Source organism: Streptomyces sp. P5F9 (genome assembly GCF_057961495.1).
Window position 1 is genome coordinate 33729 of sequence record NZ_JBXVPZ010000013.1, and the last position, 24937, is coordinate 58665.

General features: G+C 70.7%; 24 protein-coding genes and 1 pseudogene. 10 read left to right on the forward strand and 15 right to left on the reverse strand.

Annotated features, from left to right (window positions below):
- The first annotated feature begins 187 nt into the window (after nucleotides 1-187).
- Nucleotides 188-1666: an aldehyde dehydrogenase family protein gene (locus AC31A1_RS04410; protein ID WP_489651929.1), complete on the forward strand. Its 1479-nt coding sequence runs from the start codon at nucleotides 188-190 to the stop codon at nucleotides 1664-1666.
- 15 nt (nucleotides 1667-1681) lie between these two features.
- Here AC31A1_RS04410 and AC31A1_RS04415 read toward each other — a convergent pair whose 3' ends face one another.
- On the reverse strand, nucleotides 1682-2854 hold the full coding sequence (locus AC31A1_RS04415) for a thiolase family protein (RefSeq protein ID WP_489651930.1): 1173 nt from the start codon (nucleotides 2852-2854) through the stop codon (nucleotides 1682-1684).
- Nucleotides 2855-2983: 129 nt separating this feature from the next.
- Between AC31A1_RS04415 and AC31A1_RS04420 the strand changes: the two genes are divergently transcribed.
- Genes AC31A1_RS04420 through AC31A1_RS04430 form a run of 3 tightly spaced genes read left to right on the forward strand, consistent with a single transcriptional unit; the run spans nucleotide 2984 to nucleotide 5704 of the window.
- Nucleotides 2984-4108, forward strand: a complete 1125-nt coding sequence (locus AC31A1_RS04420) for an acyl-CoA dehydrogenase family protein (protein WP_489651931.1) — start codon at nucleotides 2984-2986, stop codon at nucleotides 4106-4108.
- Nucleotides 4109-4131: 23 nt separating this feature from the next.
- Nucleotides 4132-4896 carry an SDR family NAD(P)-dependent oxidoreductase gene (locus AC31A1_RS04425; RefSeq protein WP_489651932.1) on the forward strand — a complete coding sequence of 255 codons (765 nt, stop codon included), beginning with the start codon at nucleotides 4132-4134 and terminating at the stop codon, nucleotides 4894-4896.
- 49 nt (nucleotides 4897-4945) lie between these two features.
- Nucleotides 4946-5704, forward strand: coding sequence for an SDR family NAD(P)-dependent oxidoreductase (locus tag AC31A1_RS04430; protein WP_489651933.1), 759 nt, complete (start codon nucleotides 4946-4948; stop codon nucleotides 5702-5704).
- A gap of 53 nt (nucleotides 5705-5757) precedes the next feature.
- Here the strand turns inward: AC31A1_RS04430 and AC31A1_RS04435 are convergent, their stop codons facing one another.
- A complete protein-coding gene (locus AC31A1_RS04435) occupies nucleotides 5758-6276 on the reverse strand; it encodes a proline dehydrogenase (RefSeq protein WP_489651934.1) in 519 nt (172 codons plus the stop codon).
- A gap of 119 nt (nucleotides 6277-6395) precedes the next feature.
- On the opposite strand from AC31A1_RS04435, the gene AC31A1_RS04440 reads away from it, so the two are divergent.
- Nucleotides 6396-7085 (forward strand): hypothetical protein, encoded by a 690-nt coding sequence (locus AC31A1_RS04440; RefSeq protein WP_489651935.1) that lies wholly within the window; start codon nucleotides 6396-6398, stop codon nucleotides 7083-7085.
- A 63-nt stretch (nucleotides 7086-7148) separates the two neighbouring features.
- On the opposite strand, the gene AC31A1_RS04445 is transcribed toward AC31A1_RS04440, so the two are convergent.
- Nucleotides 7149-7814: a TetR/AcrR family transcriptional regulator gene (locus AC31A1_RS04445; RefSeq protein ID WP_489651950.1), complete on the reverse strand. Its 666-nt coding sequence runs from the start codon at nucleotides 7812-7814 to the stop codon at nucleotides 7149-7151.
- A 121-nt stretch (nucleotides 7815-7935) separates the two neighbouring features.
- Between AC31A1_RS04445 and AC31A1_RS04450 the strand changes: the two genes are divergently transcribed.
- Nucleotides 7936-8364 carry a nitroreductase family deazaflavin-dependent oxidoreductase gene (locus AC31A1_RS04450; RefSeq protein WP_489651936.1) on the forward strand — a complete coding sequence of 143 codons (429 nt, stop codon included), beginning with the start codon at nucleotides 7936-7938 and terminating at the stop codon, nucleotides 8362-8364.
- Between the two features lie 197 nt (nucleotides 8365-8561).
- Here the strand turns inward: AC31A1_RS04450 and AC31A1_RS04455 are convergent, their stop codons facing one another.
- The 9 genes from AC31A1_RS04455 to mftA all read right to left on the reverse strand — a co-directional run bounded on the left by AC31A1_RS04455 (nucleotide 8562) and on the right by mftA (nucleotide 16216).
- Nucleotides 8562-9302, reverse strand: coding sequence for a hypothetical protein (locus AC31A1_RS04455; protein WP_489651937.1), 741 nt, complete (start codon nucleotides 9300-9302; stop codon nucleotides 8562-8564).
- 49 nt (nucleotides 9303-9351) lie between these two features.
- On the reverse strand, nucleotides 9352-9870 hold the full coding sequence (locus AC31A1_RS04460) for a flavin reductase family protein (protein WP_489651938.1): 519 nt from the start codon (nucleotides 9868-9870) through the stop codon (nucleotides 9352-9354).
- Nucleotides 9871-9910: 40 nt separating this feature from the next.
- Nucleotides 9911-11092 carry an acyl-CoA dehydrogenase family protein gene (locus AC31A1_RS04465; protein WP_489651939.1) on the reverse strand — a complete coding sequence of 394 codons (1182 nt, stop codon included), beginning with the start codon at nucleotides 11090-11092 and terminating at the stop codon, nucleotides 9911-9913.
- A gap of 120 nt (nucleotides 11093-11212) precedes the next feature.
- Nucleotides 11213-12598, reverse strand: a complete 1386-nt coding sequence (gene mftF / locus AC31A1_RS04470) for a mycofactocin biosynthesis glycosyltransferase MftF (protein ID WP_489651940.1) — start codon at nucleotides 12596-12598, stop codon at nucleotides 11213-11215.
- Nucleotides 12595-13356, reverse strand: a complete 762-nt coding sequence (gene mftE / locus AC31A1_RS04475) for a mycofactocin biosynthesis peptidyl-dipeptidase MftE (RefSeq protein WP_489651941.1) — start codon at nucleotides 13354-13356, stop codon at nucleotides 12595-12597. The genes mftF and mftE overlap by 4 nt, the downstream gene beginning before the upstream one ends.
- A 5-nt stretch (nucleotides 13357-13361) precedes the next feature.
- On the reverse strand, nucleotides 13362-14552 hold the full coding sequence (mftD, locus tag AC31A1_RS04480) for a pre-mycofactocin synthase MftD (protein WP_489651942.1): 1191 nt from the start codon (nucleotides 14550-14552) through the stop codon (nucleotides 13362-13364).
- A gap of 30 nt (nucleotides 14553-14582) precedes the next feature.
- Nucleotides 14583-15797 (reverse strand): mycofactocin radical SAM maturase, encoded by a 1215-nt coding sequence (mftC, locus tag AC31A1_RS04485; protein ID WP_489651943.1) that lies wholly within the window; start codon nucleotides 15795-15797, stop codon nucleotides 14583-14585.
- Nucleotides 15794-16069: a mycofactocin biosynthesis chaperone MftB gene (mftB, locus tag AC31A1_RS04490; RefSeq protein ID WP_406118755.1), complete on the reverse strand. Its 276-nt coding sequence runs from the start codon at nucleotides 16067-16069 to the stop codon at nucleotides 15794-15796. Before mftB ends, mftC begins: the two co-directional genes overlap by 4 nt.
- A 9-nt stretch (nucleotides 16070-16078) precedes the next feature.
- A complete protein-coding gene (gene mftA / locus AC31A1_RS04495; RefSeq protein ID WP_365302456.1) occupies nucleotides 16079-16216 on the reverse strand; it encodes a mycofactocin precursor MftA in 138 nt (45 codons plus the stop codon).
- A gap of 135 nt (nucleotides 16217-16351) precedes the next feature.
- On the opposite strand from mftA, the gene mftG reads away from it, so the two are divergent.
- Nucleotides 16352-17896 carry a mycofactocin dehydrogenase MftG gene (mftG, locus tag AC31A1_RS04500; RefSeq protein WP_489651944.1) on the forward strand — a complete coding sequence of 515 codons (1545 nt, stop codon included), beginning with the start codon at nucleotides 16352-16354 and terminating at the stop codon, nucleotides 17894-17896.
- Between the two features lie 6 nt (nucleotides 17897-17902).
- On the opposite strand, the gene mftR is transcribed toward mftG, so the two are convergent.
- The 3 genes from mftR to AC31A1_RS04515 form a co-directional block, all read right to left on the reverse strand.
- Nucleotides 17903-18523 (reverse strand): mycofactocin system transcriptional regulator MftR, encoded by a 621-nt coding sequence (gene mftR / locus AC31A1_RS04505; protein ID WP_489651945.1) that lies wholly within the window; start codon nucleotides 18521-18523, stop codon nucleotides 17903-17905.
- A gap of 8 nt (nucleotides 18524-18531) precedes the next feature.
- The gene (locus AC31A1_RS04510; protein ID WP_489651946.1) at nucleotides 18532-19887 is read right to left on the reverse strand and encodes a hypothetical protein; all 1356 of its coding nucleotides are present in this window, start codon (nucleotides 19885-19887) and stop codon (nucleotides 18532-18534) included.
- A gap of 73 nt (nucleotides 19888-19960) precedes the next feature.
- The gene (locus tag AC31A1_RS04515; RefSeq protein WP_489651947.1) at nucleotides 19961-20383 is read right to left on the reverse strand and encodes a hypothetical protein; all 423 of its coding nucleotides are present in this window, start codon (nucleotides 20381-20383) and stop codon (nucleotides 19961-19963) included.
- Nucleotides 20384-20510: 127 nt separating this feature from the next.
- Between AC31A1_RS04515 and AC31A1_RS04520 the strand changes: the two genes are divergently transcribed.
- The 3 genes and pseudogenes from AC31A1_RS04520 to AC31A1_RS04530 form a co-directional block, all read left to right on the forward strand.
- Nucleotides 20511-21899 (forward strand): hypothetical protein, encoded by a 1389-nt coding sequence (locus tag AC31A1_RS04520; protein ID WP_489651948.1) that lies wholly within the window; start codon nucleotides 20511-20513, stop codon nucleotides 21897-21899.
- Entirely contained in the window at nucleotides 21899-23149 is a 1251-nt protein-coding gene (locus AC31A1_RS04525) for a hypothetical protein (RefSeq protein WP_489651949.1), read from the forward strand. The genes AC31A1_RS04520 and AC31A1_RS04525 overlap by 1 nt, the downstream gene beginning before the upstream one ends.
- A gap of 3 nt (nucleotides 23150-23152) precedes the next feature.
- Nucleotides 23153-24937, forward strand: a pseudogene (locus tag AC31A1_RS04530) (hypothetical protein); the annotation flags it as partial.

The following is a 24937-nucleotide window of genomic DNA, read 5'->3' on the forward strand; positions in this document are numbered from 1 at the left end:
GACAAATTCCTTGAACACAGGCGGTACCTCTCTTCGAACTCCGTCGTCCGTAGCCAGAAGGCCGACCCCCAGATATCTGCGAAGTTAGCTGTACCGACCGGTCGAGTCAATAAAAGACGCGCACTCCTGACCCGGCCTCCTTAATTCAGTACACTCAACACGGGACACACGGATGAGGAGACGGCACATGACGACGACGTACTCGTTCTCTTCGCGGCTCTACATCGACGGGCGGCACACCGACGGCACCTCGGACGCGCGGATCGTCGTACGCAATCCGGCGACGGAGGAGATCCTCGCCGAGGTTCCCGACTCCTCGCCCGCGGATGTGCGGCGTGCCGTCGAGGCTGCGCGGCGGGCCTTCGACGAGGGGCCGTGGCCGCGGATGAGGCCCGCCGAGCGAGGCGCCGTTCTGCTGCGCCTGGCCGAGGAGTTGGAGCGGCGACTACCGGAGCTGATCGCCGTCAACATGGCCGAGGCGGGTTCGGTGCGGGCGCTGGCGGAGACGCTCCAGACCCGGGTGCCGGTGGCGCATCTGCGGGACATGGCCGAGCGGGTGATCCCGGCCTTCGCGTGGGAGCGCCCGATGGATCCGACGATCGCGCCGGGCATCGGTATCTCCCAAGGGGTGCTGCGCCGCGAGGCGTTCGGGGTGTGCGCGCTGATCTCGGCGTACAACTTCCCCTTCTTCCTCAGCATGATGAAGGTGATCCCCGCGCTCGCCGCGGGCTGCACCGCCGTACTCAAGGCGGCGCCGCAGACCCCTCTCGACTCGCTGCTGCTCGGCGACTTCGCCGACGCCGCCGGATTGCCGCCGGGCGTGCTGAACATCGTCACCGGCGATGTCGAGGCCGGCCGGGAGCTGACCACCCACCCGATGGTGGACCTCGTCAGCTTCACCGGGTCGGACACGGTGGGCCGCATGGTGTACGCCCAGGCCGCGGCCTCCATGAAGAAGGTCGTCCTGGAACTCGGCGGCAAGTCGGCCAACATCGTCCGTGCCGACGGCGATCTCGACGGCGCGGTCCGTTCCGCGCTGGCGGGGATGACCACCCATGCGGGGCAGGGCTGTTCACTGCTGACCCGCACGCTCGTGCACGAGTCCCTCCACGACGAGCTGGTCGACCAGCTGGGCGCGGCCCTCGCCGGGGTCAGGGTCGGCGACCCCGCCGACCCGGCCACCACGATGGGACCGCTGATCAGCGCGGCCCAACGCGACAAGGTCGAGAAGCTGATCCGGGTCGGCGAGGAGGAGGGCGCCCGTATCGTCCGCGGCGGCAGGCGCCCGGCCGGTCTCGACAAGGGCTACTTCCTGGAACCCACGCTCCTCGCCGCCGTGGACAACGCGATGACCGTCGCCCGCACGGAGTTCTTCGGGCCGGTCGGCGTCGTCATCCCGTTCCGCACCGACGAGGAGGCGGTGCTCATCGCCAACGACAGTCCCTACGGCCTGGGTGGCGCCGTGTGGAGCGCCGACACCGCGGCCGCGTACGAGATGGCGTCCCGGCTCCGCACCGGCGGGGTCACGATCAACGGCGGCAGCGCCGGAGTCAACCCCCGGGCCGCCTTCGGGGGTTACAAGCAGAGCGGACTCGGCCGGGAGTGGGGCGAGTTCGGGCTCGACGAGTATCTGCAGACGAAGACGGTCAGTTGGGCCGCGCGCTGAGGCAAGTCCCGCGTGTCACACGGTGAGCACCATCGCCGATCCCATGCCGCCACCCGCGCACATGGCCGCGACCGCCGTCCCTCCCCCGCGCCGCCGCAGCTCGTGCGCGAGCGTGACGATCATGCGCGCGCCGGTGGCGGCGATCGGGTGGCCGAGGCTGCAGCCGCTGCCGAAGGGGTTGACCCGCTCGGGGTCGAGGTCCAGTTCGCGGGTGGTGGCGACGGCCACGGCGGCGAACGCCTCGTTGACCTCGAACAGGTCGACGTCCTCGATCCGCAGCCCGGCGCGGTCAAGTGCCTTGCGGATGGCGGCGATCGGGGCCAGTCCCGTCTCGACGGGGTCGACGCCGACGCTGGCCCACGACCGTACGGTGGCGAGCGGGGCGAGCCCGTGCTCGGCGGCGACCTCGGCGGAGGCGACGACGACCGCGGCCGAACCGTCGTTCACCCCGCTGGAGTTGCCCGCCGTGATGGAGTAGCCGTCGATCTCGGGGTGCAGCACCTTCAGTGCCGCGAGCTTCTCGATGCTGGTGTCGCGCCGAGGGTGTTCGTCGGTGTCGAACACGGATTTCGTCCCGTCCCGGTCGATGACCTCGACCGGGACGATCTCGTCGGCGAACCGTCCCCCGTCGATCGCCCGCACGGCCCGCTGGTGCGAGCGCAGCGCCCAACTGTCCATCTCCTGACGGGAGATGCCGGTCAGCCGGGCCGCGTTCCAGCCGACGAGGGTGGCCATGTCGTCGTTGGGCGCCTCACGGGTCGGAACGTGCGAGGGCGACATCCAGGGGTCCTGCCAGTCGTCGGTGCCCGGAATCCGGCGCCGGGCCCGCGGCGCGGTCGACGAGGACTGCGTTCCGCCCGCGACGACCACGCGGTCCATTCCGGCGCGTACGCCCGCGGCGGCGGTCGCCACGCTCGACAGTCCCGAGGCGCAGTGCCGGTTGTGCGCCAGGCCCGGCACATGGGGCAGCCCCGCTTCGAGTGCCGCGTACCGGGCGATGTCCCCGCCGCCGGCCAGGGTCTCGCCGAGGACGACGTCGTCGATCAGGCCGAGCGGCACCCCGGAGCGTCGCACCGCCTCGCGTACGACGACGGTGGCGAGGTCGAAGGCGCTGGTGTCACGCAGCGTTCCCCTGCGGGCGGTACCGATCGCAGTGCGGCAGGCGGCGAGCAGAACGGCATCAGTCATGCAATTGATGATACTCAACTTGGCGATACGGACCTAAGAACGCCTTGAATCAGTACTGGATCTCGACCTGTGACGCAAAAGAGGATACCTTCTTCGAGGTACTGATCCGCTGCGACCGGGTGGTGGCTGGTGAACTTCGAGCTCAGCGAGGAGCAGGCCATGCTGCGCGAGGCCTCGCGCGACCTGCTGTCCGACCGGGCCCCGATCGCCCTCGTACGAGCCTCGATGGACGGCACCCAGGACGTCGACCCCGAACTCTGGCGGCTGACCTCCGACCTCGGCTGGCCCGGTCTCGCCCTGCCCGAGGAGTACGGCGGGTCCGGCCAGGGACTGGTCGAACTCGCCCTGGTCGCCGAGGAAATCGGCCGCGCGCTCGGCCGGGGCCCGTTCCTGCCGACGGCGGTCGTCGGCCGGGCGATCGCCTACGGCGGTTCCGCGCGGCTGCGCGGCGAGGTGCTGCCCGCGCTCGCCGCCGGAGACGGCTGGGCCACCTGGGCCTTCGCCGAACCGCACGCACCCTGGACCCTCGACGGGATCCACGCGACCGCCCGTACGGACGGGGACGAGGCCGTCCTGGACGGCGTCAAGACCGTGGTGCAGGATGCCGGCGGCGCTCGCTGGCTGCTGGTCACCGCACGCCACGAGGGCGAACCGGCGTCCTTCCTCGTCGACCGCGCGGCCCCCGGAGTCACCGTCCGGCGTCAGCGCGTCCTGGATCCGACCCGCGCGTTCCACGAGGTCCGCCTGGACGCCGTACGCGTTCCGCTCGACGCCCGTCTCGACGGCGGGCCGGCCGACATCCAGGCCCTGCTCGACGAGGCGTCCGTCCTGCGGTGCGCCGACGCGCTCGGCGTGATGGAGCGGATGCTGGGACTGACCGTGGAACACACCACGAGCCGGGTGCAGTTCGGGCGGCCGATCGGCGGTTTCCAGGCCGTCAAGCACGCCTGCGCCGACATGGCACTGCTCGTGCACGGCACCCGTGCCGCGACGTACTACGCGGCGATGGCCGCCGATGCCGGCACCGACGACGCCGCCCGCGCGGCCTGTGCCGCCGCCTCCTACGCCACCGCCGGTACCGGTGAAGTCGCCGCCGGGGCACTGCAGTTGCACGGCGGCATCGGTTTCACCTGGGAGCACGACCTCCACCTCTATCTGCGCCGGGCCAGGGCCGACCGGGTGCTCCACGGGGACACGGCCGTCCACCGCGACCGGCTCTGCACCCTCCTCCTGCGGTCTTCCGCGTCCGCCTGAGCCGAGCGAAAGGGAATCGACCGATGGAGATCAAGGGCAAGAAGGCCGTGGTGTTCGGCGGTGCCTCCGGAATGGGCCGGGCGAGCGCCGAGTTGCTCGCGGCGCGCGGCGCCGACGTCGTCGTACTCGACCGTCCCGCGTCGGCCGGTGCCGAGGTCGCGGCGGCGTTGGGCGGGCGTTTCCAGCCGGTCGACGTCACCGACTTCGAGGCGACGGAAAGCGCGCTGGCCGGCGCCGTCGAATCGCTCGGCGGACTGCACGTCTCGATCACGACGGCGGGCGGCGGTACGGCGAAGCGGACGCTCGGCAGGAGCGGGCCGCACGACCTCGACACCTTCCGCCGGGTCCTCGACCTCAACACCGTCGCGACCTTCAACGTCAGCCGGCTCGCCGCCGCGCACATGAGCCGCAACGCGCCCGAGGACCCGGACGGCGAGCGTGGCGTCATCATCAACACGTCGTCGATCGCCGCCTTCGAGGCGCAGGTCGGGCAGGTCGCGTACGGGGCCGCCAAGGCCGCCATCGCCGGGATGTGTCTCACCATGGCGCGCGATCTCGGCTCGCTCGGCATCCGCGTCCTGGCCATCGCGCCCAGTCTGTTCGACACGGGCGCCGTCGAGAAGATCCCGGACGAGGCGCGGGCGGTCCTGGTCAAGGACGCGGCGTTCCCCAAACGCCTGGGCCGCCCCGAGGAGTACGCGAAGCTCGCGCTCGCCATCGTCGACAACCCGATGCTGAACGGCCAGTGCCTGCGGCTCGACGCGGGACAGCGGTTCGGCCCCAAGTGACCGGTGCGGGGCGCCGGTTGGCACCAGGACGACGACGGGAGCATCCGTAATGCCGGAACAGGACGAGCACCACGGCAAGGTCGCGTTCATCACCGGGGGCGGGCGCGGGTTCGGCAAGGCGTTCGGCGCGGCTCTGTCGGCGCGGGGTGCGCACGTCGTGCTCGCGGACATCGACGGAGCCGCGGCGGAGTCCGCCGCCGCCGAACTCACCACCGCGGGCGGCAGGGTGACGGGGGTGGCCTGTGACGTCGCCGACGAGACCGCGGTCGAGGCGGTCGTCGGCGAGGTCGCCGAACGGCACGGCGGCCTGGACATCCTGGTCAACAACGCGGGCCTGCACGCCGCTTACAACCGGCCGTTCACCGAACTCGGCCTCGCCAACGTGCGGCGCGTCCTCGACGTGAACGTGATGGGCGTCGTCATCTGCTCCCTCGCGGCACAGAAAGCCATGCAAGGCCGTGCCGGTGCCGCCATCGTCAACATCTCCTCGTCGGCGGCCTACGCGAACCGCAGCATCTACGGCGTCTCCAAACTCGCCGTACGCGGACTGACCGTGTCCTTCGCGCGCGAGTTCGCCGCCGACGGCATCCGCGTCAACGCGATCGCCCCCGGCCTGATCTTCACCGACACGGTCCGGGCCGAACTGTCCGAGGCCGAGGCGAAGCGGGTGCTGGGCGAGCAGATCCTCCAACGGGAGGGCGAGGAACGGGACATCGTCGAGGCGCTGCTGTATCTGGTCTCGTCGAAGGCCTCGTTCATCACGGGTGAGACGTTGCGGGTGACGGGCGGGTTCGCGCTCTCGGTCTAGCGCCTCAGGACGCGTTCGCGCCGACCGGCGTCAGCACCTCAAGTAGCCGGGAATCAGGCGGTGTTGCCGATGACGCCACGGGCCGCGACCCGGAAGGCCCTCACTTCCTGATAGAGGATGCGCTCCCGCTCGACGGCAAGCGCCATGTCCTCGGCTTTGCGGGTGACATCCCGGGCGCGAGCGTCGTCGGCCATCCGCCGCATGACCTCCGAGAGGCCACTGGAGGCGTCGGCGACCCGTTCGGTGACTTTCACGAGGGAGGCCGGCCCTTCGAGGATCACGACCTCGGCGGCGCGATGGACCTCGCGGGCAAGGGCGATGAAGCGACGTATCTTCTCATCGACATCGGGCAGTTCGGGTTCGTCCGAACGCAGTGCGTCGAGTACGGCGTCCATGGCGATGTCGCGGTCATGGAGCGCGCCGAGGTAACGGGCGTAGGCATCGCGACGATGCTGACGCCGCCACTGCTCATTCTGCGCCCGCGTCTGTGTCCGGCCGCTCACGATCGCGGCACCGAGAGTGGCGACAGAGCCGACGGCGGCCCCCAGCAGCGCGGCGAGTCCTGCGTCCATCCGCCCAGTCTGCCGTTGCCGGACACCGTCCGGAAACCTGTCACGGTTCGTCACGCAGCGTGCGGCCGGGCCTCCGTGTCTGACACAGTGTCCCTTCATCCACACATCAGGGGCGTACCGTGTCCAACTCCGTATTTACGCCACCAGGTCAGCCGTCATGGGCCGCCGGATCACGTCCGAAGAAGAAGCGCGACCGGAAGCTCGTCGGTGGAGTCACCGCAGGCATACTCGTCATCGGCGGTCTCGGCACCGCCTGCCACAACACCACGGGCGCAGGCGGCAGTTCAACCGCCACCGCCACGGGCAGCAACGCCAAGACCGGTGGCAAGACCAAGACCGTCCCCGACTTCATCGGCATGGGGCTTCAGTCCGCGCAGGACGCAGCCCAGAAGCAGGGCTTCTACAGCCTCAAGTCCCACGACTCGCTCGGCCGTGACCGTCATCAGATCCTCGACCGGGACTGGAAGGTCTGCTCCCAGAACGTGAAGGCCGGCACGAGCGCGTCCACGGACACCCGACTCGACTTCGGTGCGGTGAAGTCGGACGAGACCTGCCCGGCGAAGGACCAGTCCGCGCCCACTGCGGCCGGCGGAACGATGCCGGACTTCAAGGGGAAGTCGGTGAACACCGCCCGCGACACGCTCCGCTCCGGCACGTCGATCACGGTCAAGGACGCCTCCGGCAAAGGGCGTTACATCCTCCTGGAGTCGAACTGGCAGGTGTGCTCGGAGAAGCCGCCCGCCGGGACGAAGCTGAGTGGGCAGCCGGTGGAGTTCTCTGCGGTGAAGTTCGGGGAGTCCTGTCCATAAGCGGCCGGCAGTTACCGGAACGGGTCGCCGGCTTGCCGCAACTCCCCTGCTCACATGCCCGGTTCAGGAATCATCGCCGTAACTGGCAGGCCGTACACCGTAGTCGGCGAAGCCGTGCGCGAGCAGAGCGAAGCCCTCCGCTCCGCACGCACGGACGTCGGCGGCGAGTCGGTCGATCGCCTCGTCGGCCAGGACACGTCGCCGTACGAGGTCGATGAGAGCGCGATGGACACCCATCAGGGCGTTCGCGGCCACGTACGCGGTGAGGGCCCCTCGGGGACCCGTGCTCTCCTCGGCGGTGAGCCGTGCGGCCAGTGCGGCTGTCGCGTCGGCGATCGCCTGCTGTTCGCGGGCGCGGAGCGCGGGACTGTCCGCGACCATGCGATTGACCGTCCGCAGTCGCACGACGGCCTCGTCCTCCCCGGCCTCGACCTGGGCGAGGAGCCCGGCCGGTTCGGTGAGGAAGTTCCGTACGGCGTCCAGGACCGGCTCGCCCGGGAGTCGGGAGTCGACGGCCGCGACCAGGCGTTCCCCGAAGTCTTCGAGCCGGAAGTAGAGCAGGTCCTCCTTGCGCGGGAAGTAGTTGAAGACGGTGGCCTCGGAGACGCACGCCTCGTGGGCGATCTCGGCGACCCGCACGGCGTCGAACCCCCGGTCGGCGAACAGCCGCCAGGCGGTGTCCGCGATCAGTGTCCGCGTCTGCTCCTTCTTCGACTCGCGAAGCCCCATCGTCACCTCTGTCCGAACCTCCGTCTCGGGGAGACAAAGCGTCTAGGGTGACCCTATATTTAGGGTCACCCTAGAAATCGTATCAGCACGTTCCGTATCAGCACCTTCCCGAGGAGGTTCCATGACAACGTCGAGCGGTCCTTACCTCCGCCCGCCCTGGGGAGCACGGGTCATCGGCAACCGCATGGCCAAGCTCTTCGCGCGGTCGGTACTGAGCACGCTGAGCGTCCGCGGTCGTACCAGCGGGCGCTGGCGGAGTGTGCCGGTGGCCGTCCTCGATCACGACGGGGAGCGTTACCTCATCGCGCCCCGCGGCAACACCGAGTGGTCCCGCAACCTGCGCGCCGCGAAGAGCGGACGACTGCAACGCGGGGGCAGGGCCGAGGAGTTCGAGGCGGTCGAGGTGCCGGCCGACGAGCGTCCGCCGCTGATCGCCGTCTACCTCGAACGGTTCGGCCGCTTCCCCACGGTGGCCGAGACCTTCCGCCAACTCCCCGACCCCGCCGACCATCCCACGTTCCGCATCGTCGCCTCCCGCGGGCTCCACTGACGGCGGACCGCTAGGGCCTGTCCGGCGGATCATGCCGCAGACGCGGGGCCTGGCACGCCCATCTGCCGCGTTGTCGTCGGTTGCCAACGCTCCGCGTTGACGCCCTCCTCCGCCTTGCAGCTGCACGCACCACGCCCCGCTCACCGGCGCTGATCAGATACCGTTGATCTCCTGCGACCTGATCCGCCGGACAGGCCCTAGGTGCTCGCGAATTCGGAAGGTGCCGCTTTCTCCGCCGCCTCCTCCTCTTCGGATTTCACGGCGCGCAACAGCACGATCGGCGTGGCGATCTTCCAGATGAAGTACACCGCCGTGGGAAGCATGTTCGCGAGCAGTCCGTTCCAGGCGAACGGGCCGGTCTTCGTGAGGAAGACGAAGGCGCCCGGGATGAGCAGAACTCCGAGCACCAGATTGAGATAGCCGAACCAGCGGGGGAACACCGGTTTTGCACGGTTGTCGACGAGTGCCGCGTACCCGATCGACCAGACCTGGAGGACGAATATGCAGGCGTTGCCCACCAGCATCAGCCAGTAGATGTCCGACATCGCATAGAGCACGTCGGGCGAGTGGCTCTCCGGTCGATAGGCCGCTGCCGCGAGTATCGCGATGGGAAAGAAGAAGCCGATCGGTGCGACGACGCCGGTGAGGAGCTGGACCATGGACAGCAGACCCCACCCGCCCTCGATACGGCGCATCTGCATGCTGGTCACGACGACGAACGGGTACTCGAACGGGACCACGAGGACCATGATCGCGGCGCAGGCGAGGATCCCGGTCCGATGGTCGGTGAGGAATTCGACAACGCCTTGGGCATTCTCCGTCGGGTCCATCGGCGTGATGAGATGGCCGACGGAGAAAGCCACGGCGAACCCCAGCAACAGCACAAATCCGCACCACGCGGAGATGCGTTCCAATCTGAAGTGCAGGTCTTGTCGCATCAACGGATCTCCTTTGATCTCGCGATCGCGCGGCTCACTTGGTTCCCTGCTACCAGCCGACGAGCCTGTCCAGCAGCAGTGTCGCGCTCGACAGATAGTCGCCGTAACCACCGCGGAAGAAGAGCAGTGGGGTCTTCATCGACTCGACGCGGAGTGTGCGGACGCGGCCGACGACGAGTTGGTGGTCGCCGAGTTCGACGATTTTCTCGACCGTGCAGTCGACCCACGCGACAATTCCGTCCAGGACGGGATTGCCGAGCGGGGATTCCTGCCAGTCGGCGCCCTCGAAGCGATTCGGGCCGCCGGCCATCTGCCGGGAAAGGCGTTCCTGATTGCCCGCGAGCGCGTTGGCGCAGAATCGCCCGGCCGTCCGGATCGTCCGCAGGGTGTTGGAGGAACCGTCCACCAGGAAGGACACCAGCGGCGGTTCCAGGGAGACGGACATGAAGGTTCCGACGATCATCCCCCGGGGTCGCCGGTCGGCGTCCGTCGTGGTGATGGCGACCACGCTCGTGGGGAAGTGCCCCAGCACCTCGCGGAAAGCGCGTCCTTCGACCGCGTCCGTCACGGCCCCTCCTTGTTCTCCCACGTTCGTTCTTGACGAGCCGTCAGATCAGGACGCGCATCGCCTCGGGCAGCTCAAGTCCCATCTGGGCCAGCGCGTTGGCGTGGTACGCGGATCCGGGGACGTGGATCATGTGCTGGAGTCCCACGTGTGCGTCCCGCCAGAACCGCTGCATCGGGTTGTCGCGTCGGATCGCGTTGCCGCCGGACCGCGCGAAGATCTCGTCCAGGGCGCTGACGGCACGCCACGCGCAACGGACCTGGTTCCGGCGGACGTTCGACCGGTCCTCGATGGACACGGGCTTTCCGGCCTCGACCTGGTCGTACAACCGGCTGATGCCGTCGATCAGTTGGACCCGTGAGGCGGCGATCTCCGCGGCGGCCTCTCCGGCGGCGTACAGCACATAGGGGTCGTCGCGTACCTGGACCCCCGTCACAGCGACCCGATCGCGCTGCTGGGACAGATGGAGGGCCAGCGCGCCCTCGCAGATGCCGATGACCGCGGCGGTGATCCCGAGGGGGAACATGGAACTGAAGGGCAACTTGTAGAGGGTGTCGGTGAGTCCGACCGCCTCGGCGGCGCTGCCCTCCTGGACCGCCTCCTGCCTGATCGTGCGGTAGGCGGGGATGAACGCCTTGTCGACGACGACGTCCTTGCTGCCGGTGCCCGCCAGGCCGATCACGTCCCAGGTGCCGTCGATGATCTCGTAGTCCGAGCGCGGCAGTACGACATGGAGCACGGAGATCGGGCCGGCCGGCCTGCCCTTGCCGTCGCCGACGAGCGCGCCGAGGAAGTCCCAGTCGCAGTGGTCGCTTCCGGAGGAGAAGGGCCAGCGTCCGCTGAGGACGTATCCGCCGTCCACGGGGTCGGCGATGCCGTTCGGCATGTACGGCGAGGCGATCCAGGTGTCCGGGTTCTCGTCCCACACCTCGTGCGCGAGCCGGGGGTCCAACTGGGCCAGTTCCCAAGGGTGTACGCCGACGACACCGCACACCCAGCCGGCGGCCCCGTCGTGCCGTGCGACGGCCATCACCGCTTCCGCGAAGTCCCGGGGGTGGGCGCTGTGGCCGCCGAACTCCTTGGGCTGCAGGAGTCGGATCACGCCTGCCGCGCGGAGCAGTTCGACGGTCCGGTCGCTCAACTTGCCCAGTTTCTCGTTCTCTTCGGCGAGTGCGGCCAGTTCGGACCCGAGATCCTCGACACGGTTGACCACTTCATGCGTCACGCCGGACACCTCCTGCTGAGTGCTACCGAGCAAGTGCCGCACACGCGCGGCGGAATGATCCCAGTGTCATTTCCGGGCCGACCACCCGCTGGGCGCTTTCCGCTGACCGGGACCCGGGAATCAGCGGGTGATACGAGGCAGCAGGGCCGCGATGGAACGGCCCTTGAGGGCGGACAGCCATACGCCGGCCCCGTAGGCGAGGTCGTCGAGGCGGCGCGCGACGCCGTAGCGGACCGGGTCGAGAGGGACCCGGTCGCGCCGGTACTCAAGGGCGATGTCGGCCAGCGCGGCCACCGTCGCCGCCCTGCGCACGCGGCGGGACGCCACGCAGCCCAGGACTGTGAGCGGCCACCAGTGCCGGTTGAACAGGGCCGAGGCCTGGGCCAGAGTGGACAGCGCCCCATGGGCCGTGAGCCGCACGGCCAGCCGGTGCGGGTGCTGGATGCCGTCCATTTTCCGGCCGATCCTCAGGGTGACGCCCACGAGGACAGCCCCCGCGACGGGCACCGACCACCTGCGCTGCGCGAGCAGCGCGGTGAGGAGTGCCACGCTCCAGGGGGCGAACACGACCGGGGCGATGAACCGCGGGTGGCGTTCGGCGAGGGGCTGCGCGCCGGTGCCGTAGACGGCCTTGCGCAGCAGCCAGTCGCCGAGCCGCGCGCGGTGTTCGTGTGCCGCCTCGGCGGTCGGCTCGTAGCGCAGCCGCCGGCCCTGTCCGATCAGCCGCCAGCACAGGTCGACGTCCTCGCCGACCCGCATCCGCTCGTCGAAGCCCTCCTTCAGGGCGTCCACCCGTGCGACGACGCAGGCCGAGGACGCCCACGAGACGGGGCTGCCGGGTCGCACTCCGGCCGGATGCGTACCCAGGTCGAGGGAGGAGCGGGCGTTCTCGTACCGTTCGACCCAGGTCGGAGCGGGTGAGGGCAGTCCGGTGATGCGGGGTACGGCCATGGCGACGGCCGGGTCGGCGAAGTGCCGGAGGAGGGTGGGCACGGTGTCGGGGGAGAGCACGATGTCGGAGTCGGCGAACACCACGAAGGGGGTCGTGACGAGCCGGAGTCCGGCGTTGCGGGCGCCGGCCGGTCCGATGTTCGTGGTCAGGGCGACCAGCGTGGCTCCGTGTTCCGCCGCGACGGCGGCGACTGCCTTCGGGCGCCGTGACGCGTCGTCGACCACGATCACGGGGTGGCTGCCGCCAACGCTGTCGAGCAGGCGGGCGAGTTGGCGTGGCCGGTCACGGACCGGCACGACGACCGTGCAGCGGGGGTCGGTGGGCGGGGGCAGCGCGGCGACGACCGGATTGGCGATGCCGAGGTCCAGCAGCCGGTCCGCGAGAAGCGAGCTCGCCGCGTCCCGCACCCGCAACGTCCGCCCGGTGAGGAGCCGTTGGGCCCGCGGGGTCAGCCGGATCAGTCGGGTCGGGAAGCCGCCGACGAGGGCCCGGCCGCTGTCGACGATCCGGGTGTGCCGGTCGAGTTCGACCAGGAAGCCGGCGGGCAGCGTCATCGCCGTATCACCTGCTGATCCAACTGCCGTGACGTGAGCGGGTGTTCGGGCTCGGCGAGCCGGCCCCGGCCGTCCACGGTCCAGGCGGTGATCCGGCGGACCGCGGCCGACACCATCGCGTCCGTCGCCCTGCGTCCCTCCGCCGTCGAGGCGCCGGTCGGGTCGCCGAGGACGCCGGAGGAGGAGACGGCGCGGACCCCGTGGGCCATCAGTTCCTGGAGGAGGGCTGCCAGCGGCCGGGTGTCACCGGCGACCGCCGCGTCCAACCGCACCTGGTCCGGGGCGAGATGGAGCATCACCGAGGTCTCGGTACGCCCGGCGTGCGCGTCACCTCCGGGGACGGCGCAGCCGGTCCAGGCCACGTCGTGGCCTTCGGTGCGCAGCAGGCGTACGGCGGTGTCGAGGGTGGCGGTGTTGCCGCCGTGGCCGTTGACCAGGACGATCCGTCCGGCCCACAGCGACAGCGAGCGCACGGCCTCCACCAGCACGGCGCACAGCGCTTCGTGGCCGATCGAGACGGTGCCGGGGAAACCCGCGTGCTCGCCGCTGGCGCCGTAGGGAAGGGTCGGTGCGACGAGCGTCCCGGGGAGGGCGGTTGCCGCTCGCCGCGCGACGGCGCCGGCGATGACGCTGTCCGTGTCGAGCGGCAGGTGCGGGCCGTGCTGTTCGGTGGACCCGATGGGCAGCAGGACCAGCGCGTCGGACGGAACGTCCGGCCAGGCGGTGTGGGCGAGTTCGGTCGCCGGGTCGTTTCGCACCGTACTCAGGCAGCCGGGGCGTCGCGGCCCAGGACGAGGGGGAAGCCCGGGGGGATGACCAGGTCGTCGGGCGTCAACTCGTGGACGGAGGAGTGCCCGAGGCCCAGCACCGCCGAGTCGAGACCGCCGCGGAGGATGTCCAGGACGTTCTCGACGCCGGCCTGCCCGTTCGCCGCCAGGCCCCAGAGGTAGGCGCGCCCGATCAGGACGGCGCGGGCGCCCAGCGCGAGGGCCTTGGCCACGTCTCCGCCCCGCCGCACACCGCCGTCGAGGAGCACTTCGATCTGGGCGCCGACCGCGTCCGCTATCGCCGGGAGTACCCGGATGGTGGCGGGGGTGGTGTCGAGGTTGTTGCCGCCGTGGTTGGAGACGGACAGGGCGGACACTCCGGCGTCGACGGCCCGCTTGGCGTCGTCGACACGGGTGACTCCCTTGAGCAGGAAGGGCCCTCCCCACTCCTTGCGCAGCCACGCCACGTCCTCCCAGGTCGGGGGTGTGGTCTGCATCCACTCGCCGTACGCGCCGAAGAAGGTGGGTGCCTCGCCGCCCGGGGGCCGCAGGTTGGGGACCGAAAGGTCGGGCATGCGGCGGGACTTGGCGAACCGGAGCAGCCAGCCGGGGTGGGGCAGCACGTCGGGCGCGAATCTCAGCATGGTCCTCAGGTCGAGCTTGTCCGGGATGGCCGGGCTCCCCCAGTCCCGGCCGTGGGAGAAGGACCAGTCGAGGGTGACGATGAGCGCCTTGGCACCGGCCTCTCTGGCCCGGTCCATGCGCTGCGTCATCGTCGCCCGCGTGCCGCTCCAGTACAGCTGGTAGAAGAAGTCCGGCTGAGCGGCGGCGACTTCCTCAACCGGCTTGCTCGCAAAGGAACTCAGGCCCATGACGACACCCCTGCTCGCCGCCGCCCGGGCGACGGCGACCTCGCCCTCGGGGTCCACGGCCTGCACACCGGTCGGCGAGATGAGCACGGGGAGGGATGTGGGTACTCCGAGCACGGTCGTGGACAGATCGCGTTCCGCGTGATGGCCGACGACCCTGGGCGCGAAGCCCAGTTGGGCGAACGCCGCCGTGTTGTCGTCGATCGTACGGCCGCGCTCCGAGCCCGCGACGAGCGCTCCGTACACCGTGCTCGGCAGGCGTTTCCTCGCCCGGCGCTGTGCTTCGGCGACCGTCTCGAACCAGGGGTTCCTGCCCATGTGCCGCGTCCCTTCGTCTGAACTCTTCCGCTACGGCCGGCCGAGGCGCAGTCCGGCCAAAGGGTCCTCGGCGCAGTCGCCGACCGGGGGCCGTTCCAGGTCCCGGCGCCGGGTGAGGACGAGGTCCACCGGGCGTCGCCGGGAGTGGTCGGCGGACGGTTTGGGAAGGTCCGCACCGTCCTTGGCGCGCCGGGCGAGTTGCTGTTCGCCGTACCCCCGCACGCACTCGGGGTCGGGGCCGTCCAGGGGCAGTCCGGTGAAGAACTTGGCGGCCATGCAGCCGCCCTTGCAGGTGTCGTAGAACGCGCAGGACGCGCAGGCTCCGCCGTGCTGCGGGGTGCGCAGTCGAGCGAACAGCTCCGAGCCGCGCCACACCTCGGTGAAGCCGCCGGGTGCGCGGACGGTGCCGGCGAGGAACTCGTCGTGGATGGCGAAGGGGCAGGCGTAGACGTCGCCGACCGGGTCGATCAGGCAGACGACACGTCCGGCACCGCACAGGTTGAGGCCGGGGAGCGGTTCGCCGTAGGCGGAGAGGTGGAAGAAGGAGTCTCCGGTCAGGACGTTGTCGCCGTGGGCCAACAGCCAGTCGTACAGCTCGCGTTGCTGTGCCGCGGTCGGGTGGAGGTCGTCCCAGACGTCGGCTCCGCGGCCCGACGGGCGCAGCCGGGTCAGACGGAGTTGAGCGCCGTAGCGGTCGGCGAGGTCCTTGAACTCGTCCAGTTGGGGGATGTTGTGGCGGGTGCAGACCACGGAGAGCTTGAAGGTGCGCATGCCGGCGGCGGCGAGGTTCTCCATCGCCCTCAGCGCCGTCGCGTACGAACCGGCGCCGCGTACCGCGTCGTTGACGTCGGCGGTCGCGCCGTCGAGGGAGATCTGGACGTCCACGTAGTCGTTGGCCGCGAGCCGGCGAGCCGCCTCGGGCGTGATGCGGACCCCGTTGGTGGAGAACTTCACGCCGACGTGGTGGGCGGTGGCGTAGTCGAGGAGTTCCCAGAAGTCGGCGCGGACAGTGGGCTCTCCGCCGCCGATGTTGACGTAGAAGACCTGCATGGCCTCCAACTCGTCGATGACCGCCTTGGCTTCGGCGGTGGTCAGCTCGCGCGGGTCGCGGCGGCCGGAGCTGGAGAGGCAGTGGGTGCAGGCCAGGTTGCAGGCGTAGGTCAGTTCCCAGGTGAGGCAGATCGGCGCGTCGAGTCCGGACTCGAAGAGGTCGACCAGCCGTGTGGTGCCGGCTGTGGCGGTCATGAGGTCCTTCCGACGAGCATCGACGACTCGGCGAGTGCGGCCAACGCCTTGCCGTAGCGCGGCAGTTCGGCCTCCTCGACGCCGGCCGCCAGGCAGGCGTCCCGGGCCGTGGGAGCGTCCGCGAGGGACTCGACGACGGCCAGCAGCCTGCGGTCCTTGAGGAACGTCAGTCTGCGGGTCCCGAAGTGGTAGAGGAGCGCACCGAACGGTTCCGGCCGCACCGAGACCTGGGGGTGCAGACCGAGGGCGCGGTCGAGGGCCGGCGCGGTCACGCGGGCGGCCTAGTAGACACCGCACATACCGTCGATGGAGATCTCCTCGATGAGGTCGTCGGCCTCGATCAACTGCTGTTCCGTGACGGGTTCTTCGGCCTGGTTCTCGTTGGCCGGGACGGTCGGTGGGGACTGGAGCTCGTTCATGCGACTCTCCCTGGGCATCCGGCTGGGCATCCGGGCGACTGCGCGGTCGACAGTAATGGCACTCGGTGCCGAAAGTGAAGAGGGGGAAACCATGATTCTTTCGACCGATCGGTCCACGCCGGTTCCGGGCTCCGGTTGAGCCGCCCGGATGTCGTCGTCGTGGGGGCGGGAGGCAGTGGCGCGCCGCTTGCCGCACGGCTCAGCGAGGACTCCGACCGCACCGTACTGGTACTGGAGGCAGGTCCCGCGCCGCGTCAACAGGAGGATTTCACAAGGGAGTTGCTGGACGCGCGGATGGTCCCGGGCGCGCGTCCCGGGCATCCCGCCGTCCAGCCGTACGCGGTCCGCCTCACGCCGCGTCGGCCGTACACGGTCGTGCGGGGGCGCTTTCTCGGTGGGTCGACCACCGTCAACGGTGGCTACTTCGTGCGCGCCCGGCGCGAGGACTTCGAGCGCTGGTCGGCCGTAGGGGGCGCCGCCTGGTCGTACGACCGGGTGCTTCCTCTGCTGCGCTCGCTGGAGTCCGATCTCGACCACGGCGCCGACGAGGTGCACGGGGACGAGGGCCCGGTGCGGATCCGTCGGACGGGTCTACGGCACCCTGTCGCCGTGGCATTCCGTTCGGCCGCAAGGGAGTTGGGATATCCCGAGGAGCCCGACAAGAACGCCCAGGGCGCCCCCGGGTTCGGGCCCGTGCCGTCCAACTCCGTGGACGGGATACGCGTCAACACCGGCGTCAGCTATCTGCTGGACGCACTCGATCGCCCCAACCTCATTGTGGAGGGCGGCAGTTCGGTGATCGGAGTCGTCATCGAGCGAGGCCGGGCGACCGGCGTGGTCGTCGAGCGTGACGGGTGTCGTACGACTCTGGAGTGCGGTGAAGTCGTGCTGTGCGCCGGGGCGTTCCGCTCCCCCCAGCTGCTGCATCTGTCGGGCATCGGACCGGGCGACGAGTTGAGGCGCCTGGGCATTCCGGTGGCCGCCAATTCCCCCGCCGTCGGAGCCCGGTTCGGCGACCATCCGCAGCTGGTGCTGGAGTGGCGGCCCCGGCGGCCGATGCCCGAGCCCGCGGACTCCTGGCTGGGCGGCTGCCTCCACCTGTCCTCGTCGGACGGCGACCACCCCGGCGATCTGGAGATCCTCCAGTCGCTCGTCCCCATGGCGGGCCTGATCGGCGGAACGGTGACCGTGCCCGACGCACCGCTCGCGTTTCTGGCGTCCGTCCAGTCGCCCCGGCTCAGCGGCCGGCTGCGCACGTGTTCCGTGGACCCGGCCACTCCCCCGAGGATCGACTACGGCTATCTGGAGACCGCCGAGGACCGGCGACGCCTGCGCGAAGTCGCCCGCGCCACGGCCGCGTTGACCGCCACCGACCCGTTCGAGGAGGTGTCCCGCGGGCTCGTTGAGCCGGGACCGGAGGTGCTGGCGGACGACCGGTTGCTCGACCGGTGGGTCGAGGCGCACCTCGGCACCTCGCACCACACCTGCGGCACGGCACCTATGGGCCCCGCCGGCGATCCGGGGGCGGCCGTCGACCACTACGGGCGCGTGCACGGCGTCGTCGGGCTGCGCGTCGCGGACACGTCGATCCTGCCGACTCCGCCGTTGCGCGGCCCGGCGGCCACCGCCGTCCTCGTCGGCGAGCTCGTCGCCGACGCCATGCGACGTGACCTGCCGTGACCCTGTTCAGGGAAGGGCCGGGGCCGGCCCGTCGAAGCCGGCCGCGAGCCGGCGCAAGCTCTGGTCCAACAGGTCGCCCAGGACCGCCTGTTCGTCCGCCAGCCAGTGTTCGTACGCGGCGATGCACGCGGCGAGGACGGTGTGGCCGATCAACCGGGGCAGCAGGTCCGAGGACACCCTGCCCGTGCGCCGTGCGGCGAACTCGGTGACCAGTGTCCGCCACGAGGCGTAGCGCACGGTCGAGTCGGCCTGGAGCGTCGGGACCCGCAGGATGAGCGCCATGCGCTGCCGGTGCCAGGGCACCGCCGCCGGGTCGAAGCGATTGAACTCGACGACCGCGCCACGCAGCGCGTCCATCATCGGGACGGCCGCGTCGGTCGCCGCCAACAGGCCGTCGAGCTTGACCAGTTCGGCCTCGAAGTCGCCCCACACCAGGTCGTTCTTGGAGGCGAAGTAGCGGAAGAAGGTACGGCGGCCGATGCCTGCCGCGGCGGCGATGTCATCGACGGTCGTCCGGTCGAACCCCTGCCGTGCGAACAGCTCGAAGCCCACCTGCTCCAGGGCGGCCCGCGAGGTCGCGGGCGGTCGGCCCGTTCTGGTCTGTCGCTGTCCGTTCTCACCGTCCACAGCGCACATCATGCACAAGCGTCCATCAGGATGCCCGCCGCCGCTCTCATCCGGGGCTTGCGCAGATCGAGGACGGGGCTCGGGTTCGAGAGGCCGTGGGAGGCCAGCAGGTTCATCAGGGCCCAGACCGTGTCGGGGCGTCCCGTCAGCGGGAGTTCCTGGCCGTCGGGGGCGATGACCGTGGCCGGGGTGATACCCGCGAGGAGGCTGCTTCGGGCCCAGTCGACGTCGTAGGAGACGCCGTTGGGGCCGGCGATGAGGACGACCTCCTTGGTGCGGTGGAGGACCGTGAGGTAGTCCATCGGTACCGTCAGTCGCCGGGCGGCGTCGAACGGGGGTGTGCCGTCGGCCGGTTGGATGCGCAGGACCGTGTCGAGGACGGGGCCGTGGTCCTGGAAGGTGGTCCGCGCGCGCATCTCCAGGAAGCGGCCGCGCACCAGCACACCGCCCCGGCGCGACCAGCGTCGGCCGACCGAGCCGAACGCGGCCTTCTCGCCGGGGAGTTGGTCGGCGAGCCGGCGCGCTTCCTCGCCCGGTTCGCTCACCGGGGCCTGTTCCTCGGGGACGGCGCGGTCCCGGTCGGCCAGGGCGGCGTAGCGTGCGGCCGTGTGCGGGTCCAGGCGCCGGAGGTCGACCGTGTCGCCGGTCATGACGACGCCTCCCGCCTCCCGCGAGATCCGCATCTGCTGGAGCTGGCGGCCGACTCGCCGTGTCACCTCGGACGTTCGGCCTTCGAGGTCGATCACCCGGTAGGTCCTCGTGCCCGAGAGCAGGTTGCTGCGCGGCCAGTGGGGCGTGACCGTCCGCCGCGCCCCCGGAGCGGCCGGGGCGTCGACGAGGACTACCAGGCGTCCCGCTGTGATCGCCGAGAGGCACAGGGACGGCACTCGCCACTCCCCCGTCACTTCGAACCCGCCGGTCCCGTCGGTCTCCTCGGCGTCGTGCACCCTCAGCCTGAGCCTGATCAGCGGCGTGAACTCGTCGGGCGTGTAGTTGCCGTAGTGGGTCGTGAAGGTCGACTCGCCGTCGGGGTGGTACCGGGCCAGTGACGCCTCCAGTACGTCCGCCTGCACCAACTGCGCCTGCGCCGAGCCCTGTTCGGCTCGGGGCGCCCACATCACGAAGGTGTCGTCAGGACACCGGAGGTTCCCGCCCCGCACGCGATGCCTGCGCGTGATCCGGGGATATTCCTGGCGCGTTACGGTGATCGCCAGGACGGGGATCATGACCGTGCCGGCCAGCCCGAGCGCGAACATGAACGCCGGCCAGTCCCAGCCGGGATGGTCGCTCCAGGCGGAGCACCCGACGAGGAGGAAGAACGGCGCCGCGGAAAGGCAGACCGCGATGAACACCAGATTGCCCACGAACACACTCGTATGACTGCGCAATTCCCCTTACCTCCTCCAGGCACGGTGTCCCTGCTCACGGTGCCCCTGCTCACGGGGTCACGCCGTCGCCCGCGTAGAGGTAGCCGCCGGGGTTGGCCGGGTCGGCCACCAGCAGCACCTGATCGTCGGCGCGGGGTATCCGCAGCTTGGAGACGATGGTCCGCAGGGTGATCCGGCCGGTGCTCCCGGTCGGCTGGACGACCAGGTCGACCACCGGGTCGTGGTTGACGAGTTGGCCGGTGTCGGCGATCGACACGACGACTGCGGTCGTGGTCGGCGCTCCCGCTGCGAGCAACTGCTGTACTCCGAGGCCCGAGTTGTACGCGCCGATCGACTGCTGGACCCTGGCGTAGTCCTCGTTACCGAGGAACGCGCGAGTCGTACGTCCGTAGAAGCCCTTGCCGCTGGCCACCTGGCCCGCGATCTCGGCGGCCCGTTCCTCGCGGCTCTTGCGGCGCCCGAAGATTCCCATGACGGCTGCTCCTTCTGGTCGGGGTGGATTCCCGTGGTTCCCGCTGTCCCTGTGGACGCTAGGCGGCCCCGGTCGCCTACCGATCCCAGGTTCGCCCGCCCGATCTCGGACGACGTACCCTCCTGACATGCCGCTTCCCAGCCAGCCGACCGGCGCGCGCCGACCGCGCGCCATGGTCATCGACGGCGCGTGGCGCGCCCTCGGGCCGGGGCTGGAATCGCTGAGCGGCCCCGGTGGCGCCCCGCTGACCCGCACGGTCAAGCTGATCGTCCTGCCGTTGATCGTCAGGCCGGCCCTGCACCCCGAACTCGCGGCGGACTTCCTCGCACCGGAGCCGGCCGCGCGCCTCGACGCGCTGATACGGGAGTCCGGTAGCCGCCTCGTCGCTACCGCACAGTGGTTCACCCTGCTCAAACGGACCCGCCGGACGCTGGGCGTCGTGGCGGGCAATCCCCAGGATCTGTACTTCCAGCGCTGCTTCGAACTGGCCGCCGAACATGGCGAACCCGGCGCCGACGCGGGCGCGGTGGCCAGGTCCGTCGTCGAGGACGTCGCGGCTGCGGACGGCGGCCGTACGGTCGACGCGTTGAAGCGATATCTGGCGGATGCCGCTCAACACGCCCGGCTGGACGTGGAGTTGGGCGTCGCATGGGAGGGTCGCCAGCCGGCCCCGGCCGCCGACACGGCCACTGCGGTCGCGCTGGCGGGTGAGGTTCTGGAGGCCTGCGGTGGGGTGGAGGGGCCGAGGAACTCACCGGCGTACATGTCCATGGTCGAGGCGGGACTCGGTGAGCTGCTCGGCCGGGCACTGTGGGCGCACGCGAGCGGGGTCTGGGGGCGGGACGACCTTCCGGCCCATCTCGGCCTGACGGAACGGGAGTTGCCGCCGCGGCCGCGGGTCGGCCGGGGTGCCTCGACGGCCACGTTGCCCGCCCCGCTGGACCGCACGCTCTTCGAGCGGCTCTTCGTCGTGCTCCAGTCGTCGGCTCGGCGCGAGGAGTTGCTCACGGTGCCGGAACTCGTCGGGCAGGAGGTCGGCCGCAGTTGCGCTCCCCTCGGCCTGTACGACGAGACCCTGCGCGTCGCTGTCCTCCTCGGCGGTCACCTCGCGGTCGGACTCGACCCGTTGGGCATCAGGGAGCCCGCGCCGGGCCGAACAGCCGCGCACCGAGCCGTCAACAGCCGTTGGCGCAGGGAGGCTTCGGTCCTACGCGCCCGTCGGATGACCGTCTCGCCCCGCCCTGATCCGGACGGCGGGGTACTGGACGCCCTCGCCCAGGATCTCCGTACGCCCTGGACCGCCTACATGCGGCGGCTCTGGGTGCGGCTGCACGGGCGGGACGTCCGCGAAGCGCCGCTCGCGGATGCCGCGTCGGCCTGGGCGGTCCTCGACGGGGTCGCCCGCTCGGTGATGATGGACCACCGCGCCCGAGTCCGGTCCGCGCTACGGACGTTGACGGTATCGACGGCACCATCTGCTGCCGTGGCCGAGGCGGCCGAGTCGAGGAGTGCGTGATGGCGCGGGGCTCTGTCGACGTCCACGTCGTGCGCGGCGATGACGACACGATCCGAATAGGCACCGTCAGTCCTGTTCATGCTCCCGACTTCACCCGTGCGGTTCTCGACGTCGCCGGAGCGGTACTGACCTCGTCTGTCCTCGGGAGCCCGGGTCTGCCCCTAGCGGAGATACATGACACGGCGCGTGCCCAGCAATGGCTGTGGGCGGTCTACGGCGAGCACGTCGCCGGTGCCGTACACGCCTGTGCGGCAGGCGAGTTGGCCGACGTGCGGGTACCCGCGGACGTGACTCCGCTCGCGGGCCGCGCCGCCCGGCTCGGCTTCGGGCACTGGGCGGCGCGGTGGTGGCCGGCGTCGTACCTGGACGGGATTCCCTCACTCCAACCGGACGTGCTCGGGCTGGAGTTGGCCGCGCTCACACACGACTGCCAGCAGTTGTTCGACGATGGCGGCGATCAACCCGACGACTGCGTGGCCGAGTTGATCGGCGATCACCAGATCGCCCTCGCCCCGTTGATCCAGTGGTGGCGCGCCACACCGCCGTCGACGGACTCGGCACGTCAACTGGAGCGCGTTCTGCGGTCGGTCGACGACGCGGCGGACAACGCAGGGTTGGACGGGTCGGCGCTGCGCCGCCTTCGGCCGTCCCTGGATCGGCCCCGTCGTCCGGACGGCACCCTGGTCGATCCCGTCACGCTGTTCGTGCGACACGACGGCTACGCCCTTGCCGCGGGCGAACCGCTCGTCGCGGGCGGCCGGTTGATCGCGCGGGGCTCGGGGACCAACGACTGGCGCCGCTACCCGCCCGGCTTCGTCGACGCCTCCGAGACCGCGGTGTCCTGGACCGCCCGCGCACTCGGCGCCCGACGACAGATCGAGGTCGAGGTCGTCGCGCACATCGCGGCGCCCGTCACCGCCGTACCCCTCGCGGCGGAAGTCCGTGTGAACGACGGTCCCCGGAATCGGGTGTCCCTCTCCAGGCGGGCCGACATGTGGACCGGCCGGGCGGACCTGGACCTCCCCGCCGGAGAGACGGAGCCGCGCATCCAACTCGGTGTCCTGCTACCCGGGTTCGACCCTGGGCCGGGCCCCGAAAGCGGCGCCGACCGCGACTCGATCCGCGCGTTGGTCCGGCGGCGCCTCGCGGCAGCGGCACAGCCCGACGCACGCAACTCGCCGCCGCGCGACGGTGCTTACGGGCCGTTCCTCGCCGAGATCGCCGCCGCAGCCACCGATGAGGACTACTGACGGATGCCGGACCAGGAAGACAGCACGGTGGGCGACGGAGTGGACCCCACAACGGACGACGAGGTGGGCCCCATCACCGACCACGGGGTGACTCGACTCTACGGAGAGCCGTTCGACAGCGGCTTCGCCCAGGCCGAACGCCTTCACCTGGCCGCCGATCTCGCCGCCGCGATCGCCGTCTACGAGGAGTTGCTCACCCTGGCCGAGTCCATCGAGGACTCCCCCGACGTGCGGTTCCTGCGGGCGCATCTGCTGGCGGACATGACGAGTGTCCACCTCGCCGCGACGGACCTGGCCGGGGCGGAGGACACCAACCAGCGGTCCCGTGCCCTGCTCGACGACATCGCCTCGGCACCGATGGGACCGCGCGGCCGTCAACTGTGGCTGGAGATGCTGCTGCGGACGCTGATCGCCGGAGCCGACCTCCTGCGCAGGACCGGGCGCCTGGACGAGGCGCTGGCCTGCCTCGACGAAGCGGCGGTCAGACTGCCCGGGTTCGACGACCCCGACGGACTGCGGACCTCCGAACTCGGCCTGAACCGCGTGCACTTGCTGATGGACAGGGGCGAGTGGGGAGCGGCCGAGGACCAGGCGTCGGCACTGCTGTCGACCACGCCGACAACGGCGGTGGAGACCGTCCCGCGGCTCCTGGTCGCCCTCGGGCTGATCTGCTCCTCGACCGGGCGGTTCGACCCGGCCGAGGACTACTTCGCCCGCGCCGAGGACCACTTCCGGGCGATCGGCGACACCGGTGGGCAGCGGACACTGCTCGCGCACCGGGCGTACGCGGCGATGCACCAGGGTGAACTCGACCTCGCGGAACGGCTGTTCACGGAGGCGTCCGCGTTCTTCGAGCAGCAGCGGTGGTTCGGCGACCTCGCGGTCTGCGAACAGGCCCGCGCCTTTCTCGCCGGTCGGCGCGGCGACGCCCTCGGCGCGGAGGATCTGCTGACGGCGAGCCTGTCCCGGTTCGAGCGGCTCGGCGCCTCGATCGCCGCCGCCGACACCATGCTGCTGGGTGCCCAACACGCTTACGACCGGGGCGACATCGACGAGATGAAACGGCTGGCCCAGGAAGCCCGGGACGTGTACCAGGAGCGGGAGATCTACGAGCGGTGCGCGCAGGTCGACCTCATGCTCGCGCGCACTCTTGAGGACAACCTCAACCGGACCGATCACGGCGATCACGAGCGGGAGTCCATCGACACCGCGCTCTCCTTCGCCCTGCCCGCCGCGCTGGCCCTGGAGGCGGCGCGCTACGACTTCGCGACCGCCCACGCCCGCAGCCAGTGGCTCGAACTCGCTGACGAGGCAATGCAGTTGGTGTTCCGCCTCGTGACGCGCCGACAGGACCAGGGCCTGCTCTTCGAACTGGCGGAACACCGTTGCGCGGGCGCCTCGTTGGCCCTGGACCGCACACCGCCCGCCGTCGAGCCGGTCGAAGACCCCGCGTCGGTCTTCCCGAGCACGGCCATGAAGTCGTACGCGCACCACGAGCACGCCGAGGGCGCGATGACGCTCGGCGGTGTCGCGGCGGAGGCCGCCGCCTCGGTCGGCCTGCGGGTCGCGCCGCCGCCGAAGGTGCGGATGTCGGCGCAGTCGGGCCCGGGCCGTGTCGCACTCCAGGAGTACATCGCGGCGGCCGAGTTCCGTTATCACCGGCGGATCGCGCACGAGGACGCGGTGCCGTTCTGGATCACCGACGAGCTGACGAGCCGCCCGGTCGTCCAGGTCCGACTGGCCGACGCCGGCGACCTGTTCATGACCTGGACGTGGGCGGGCGGGGCC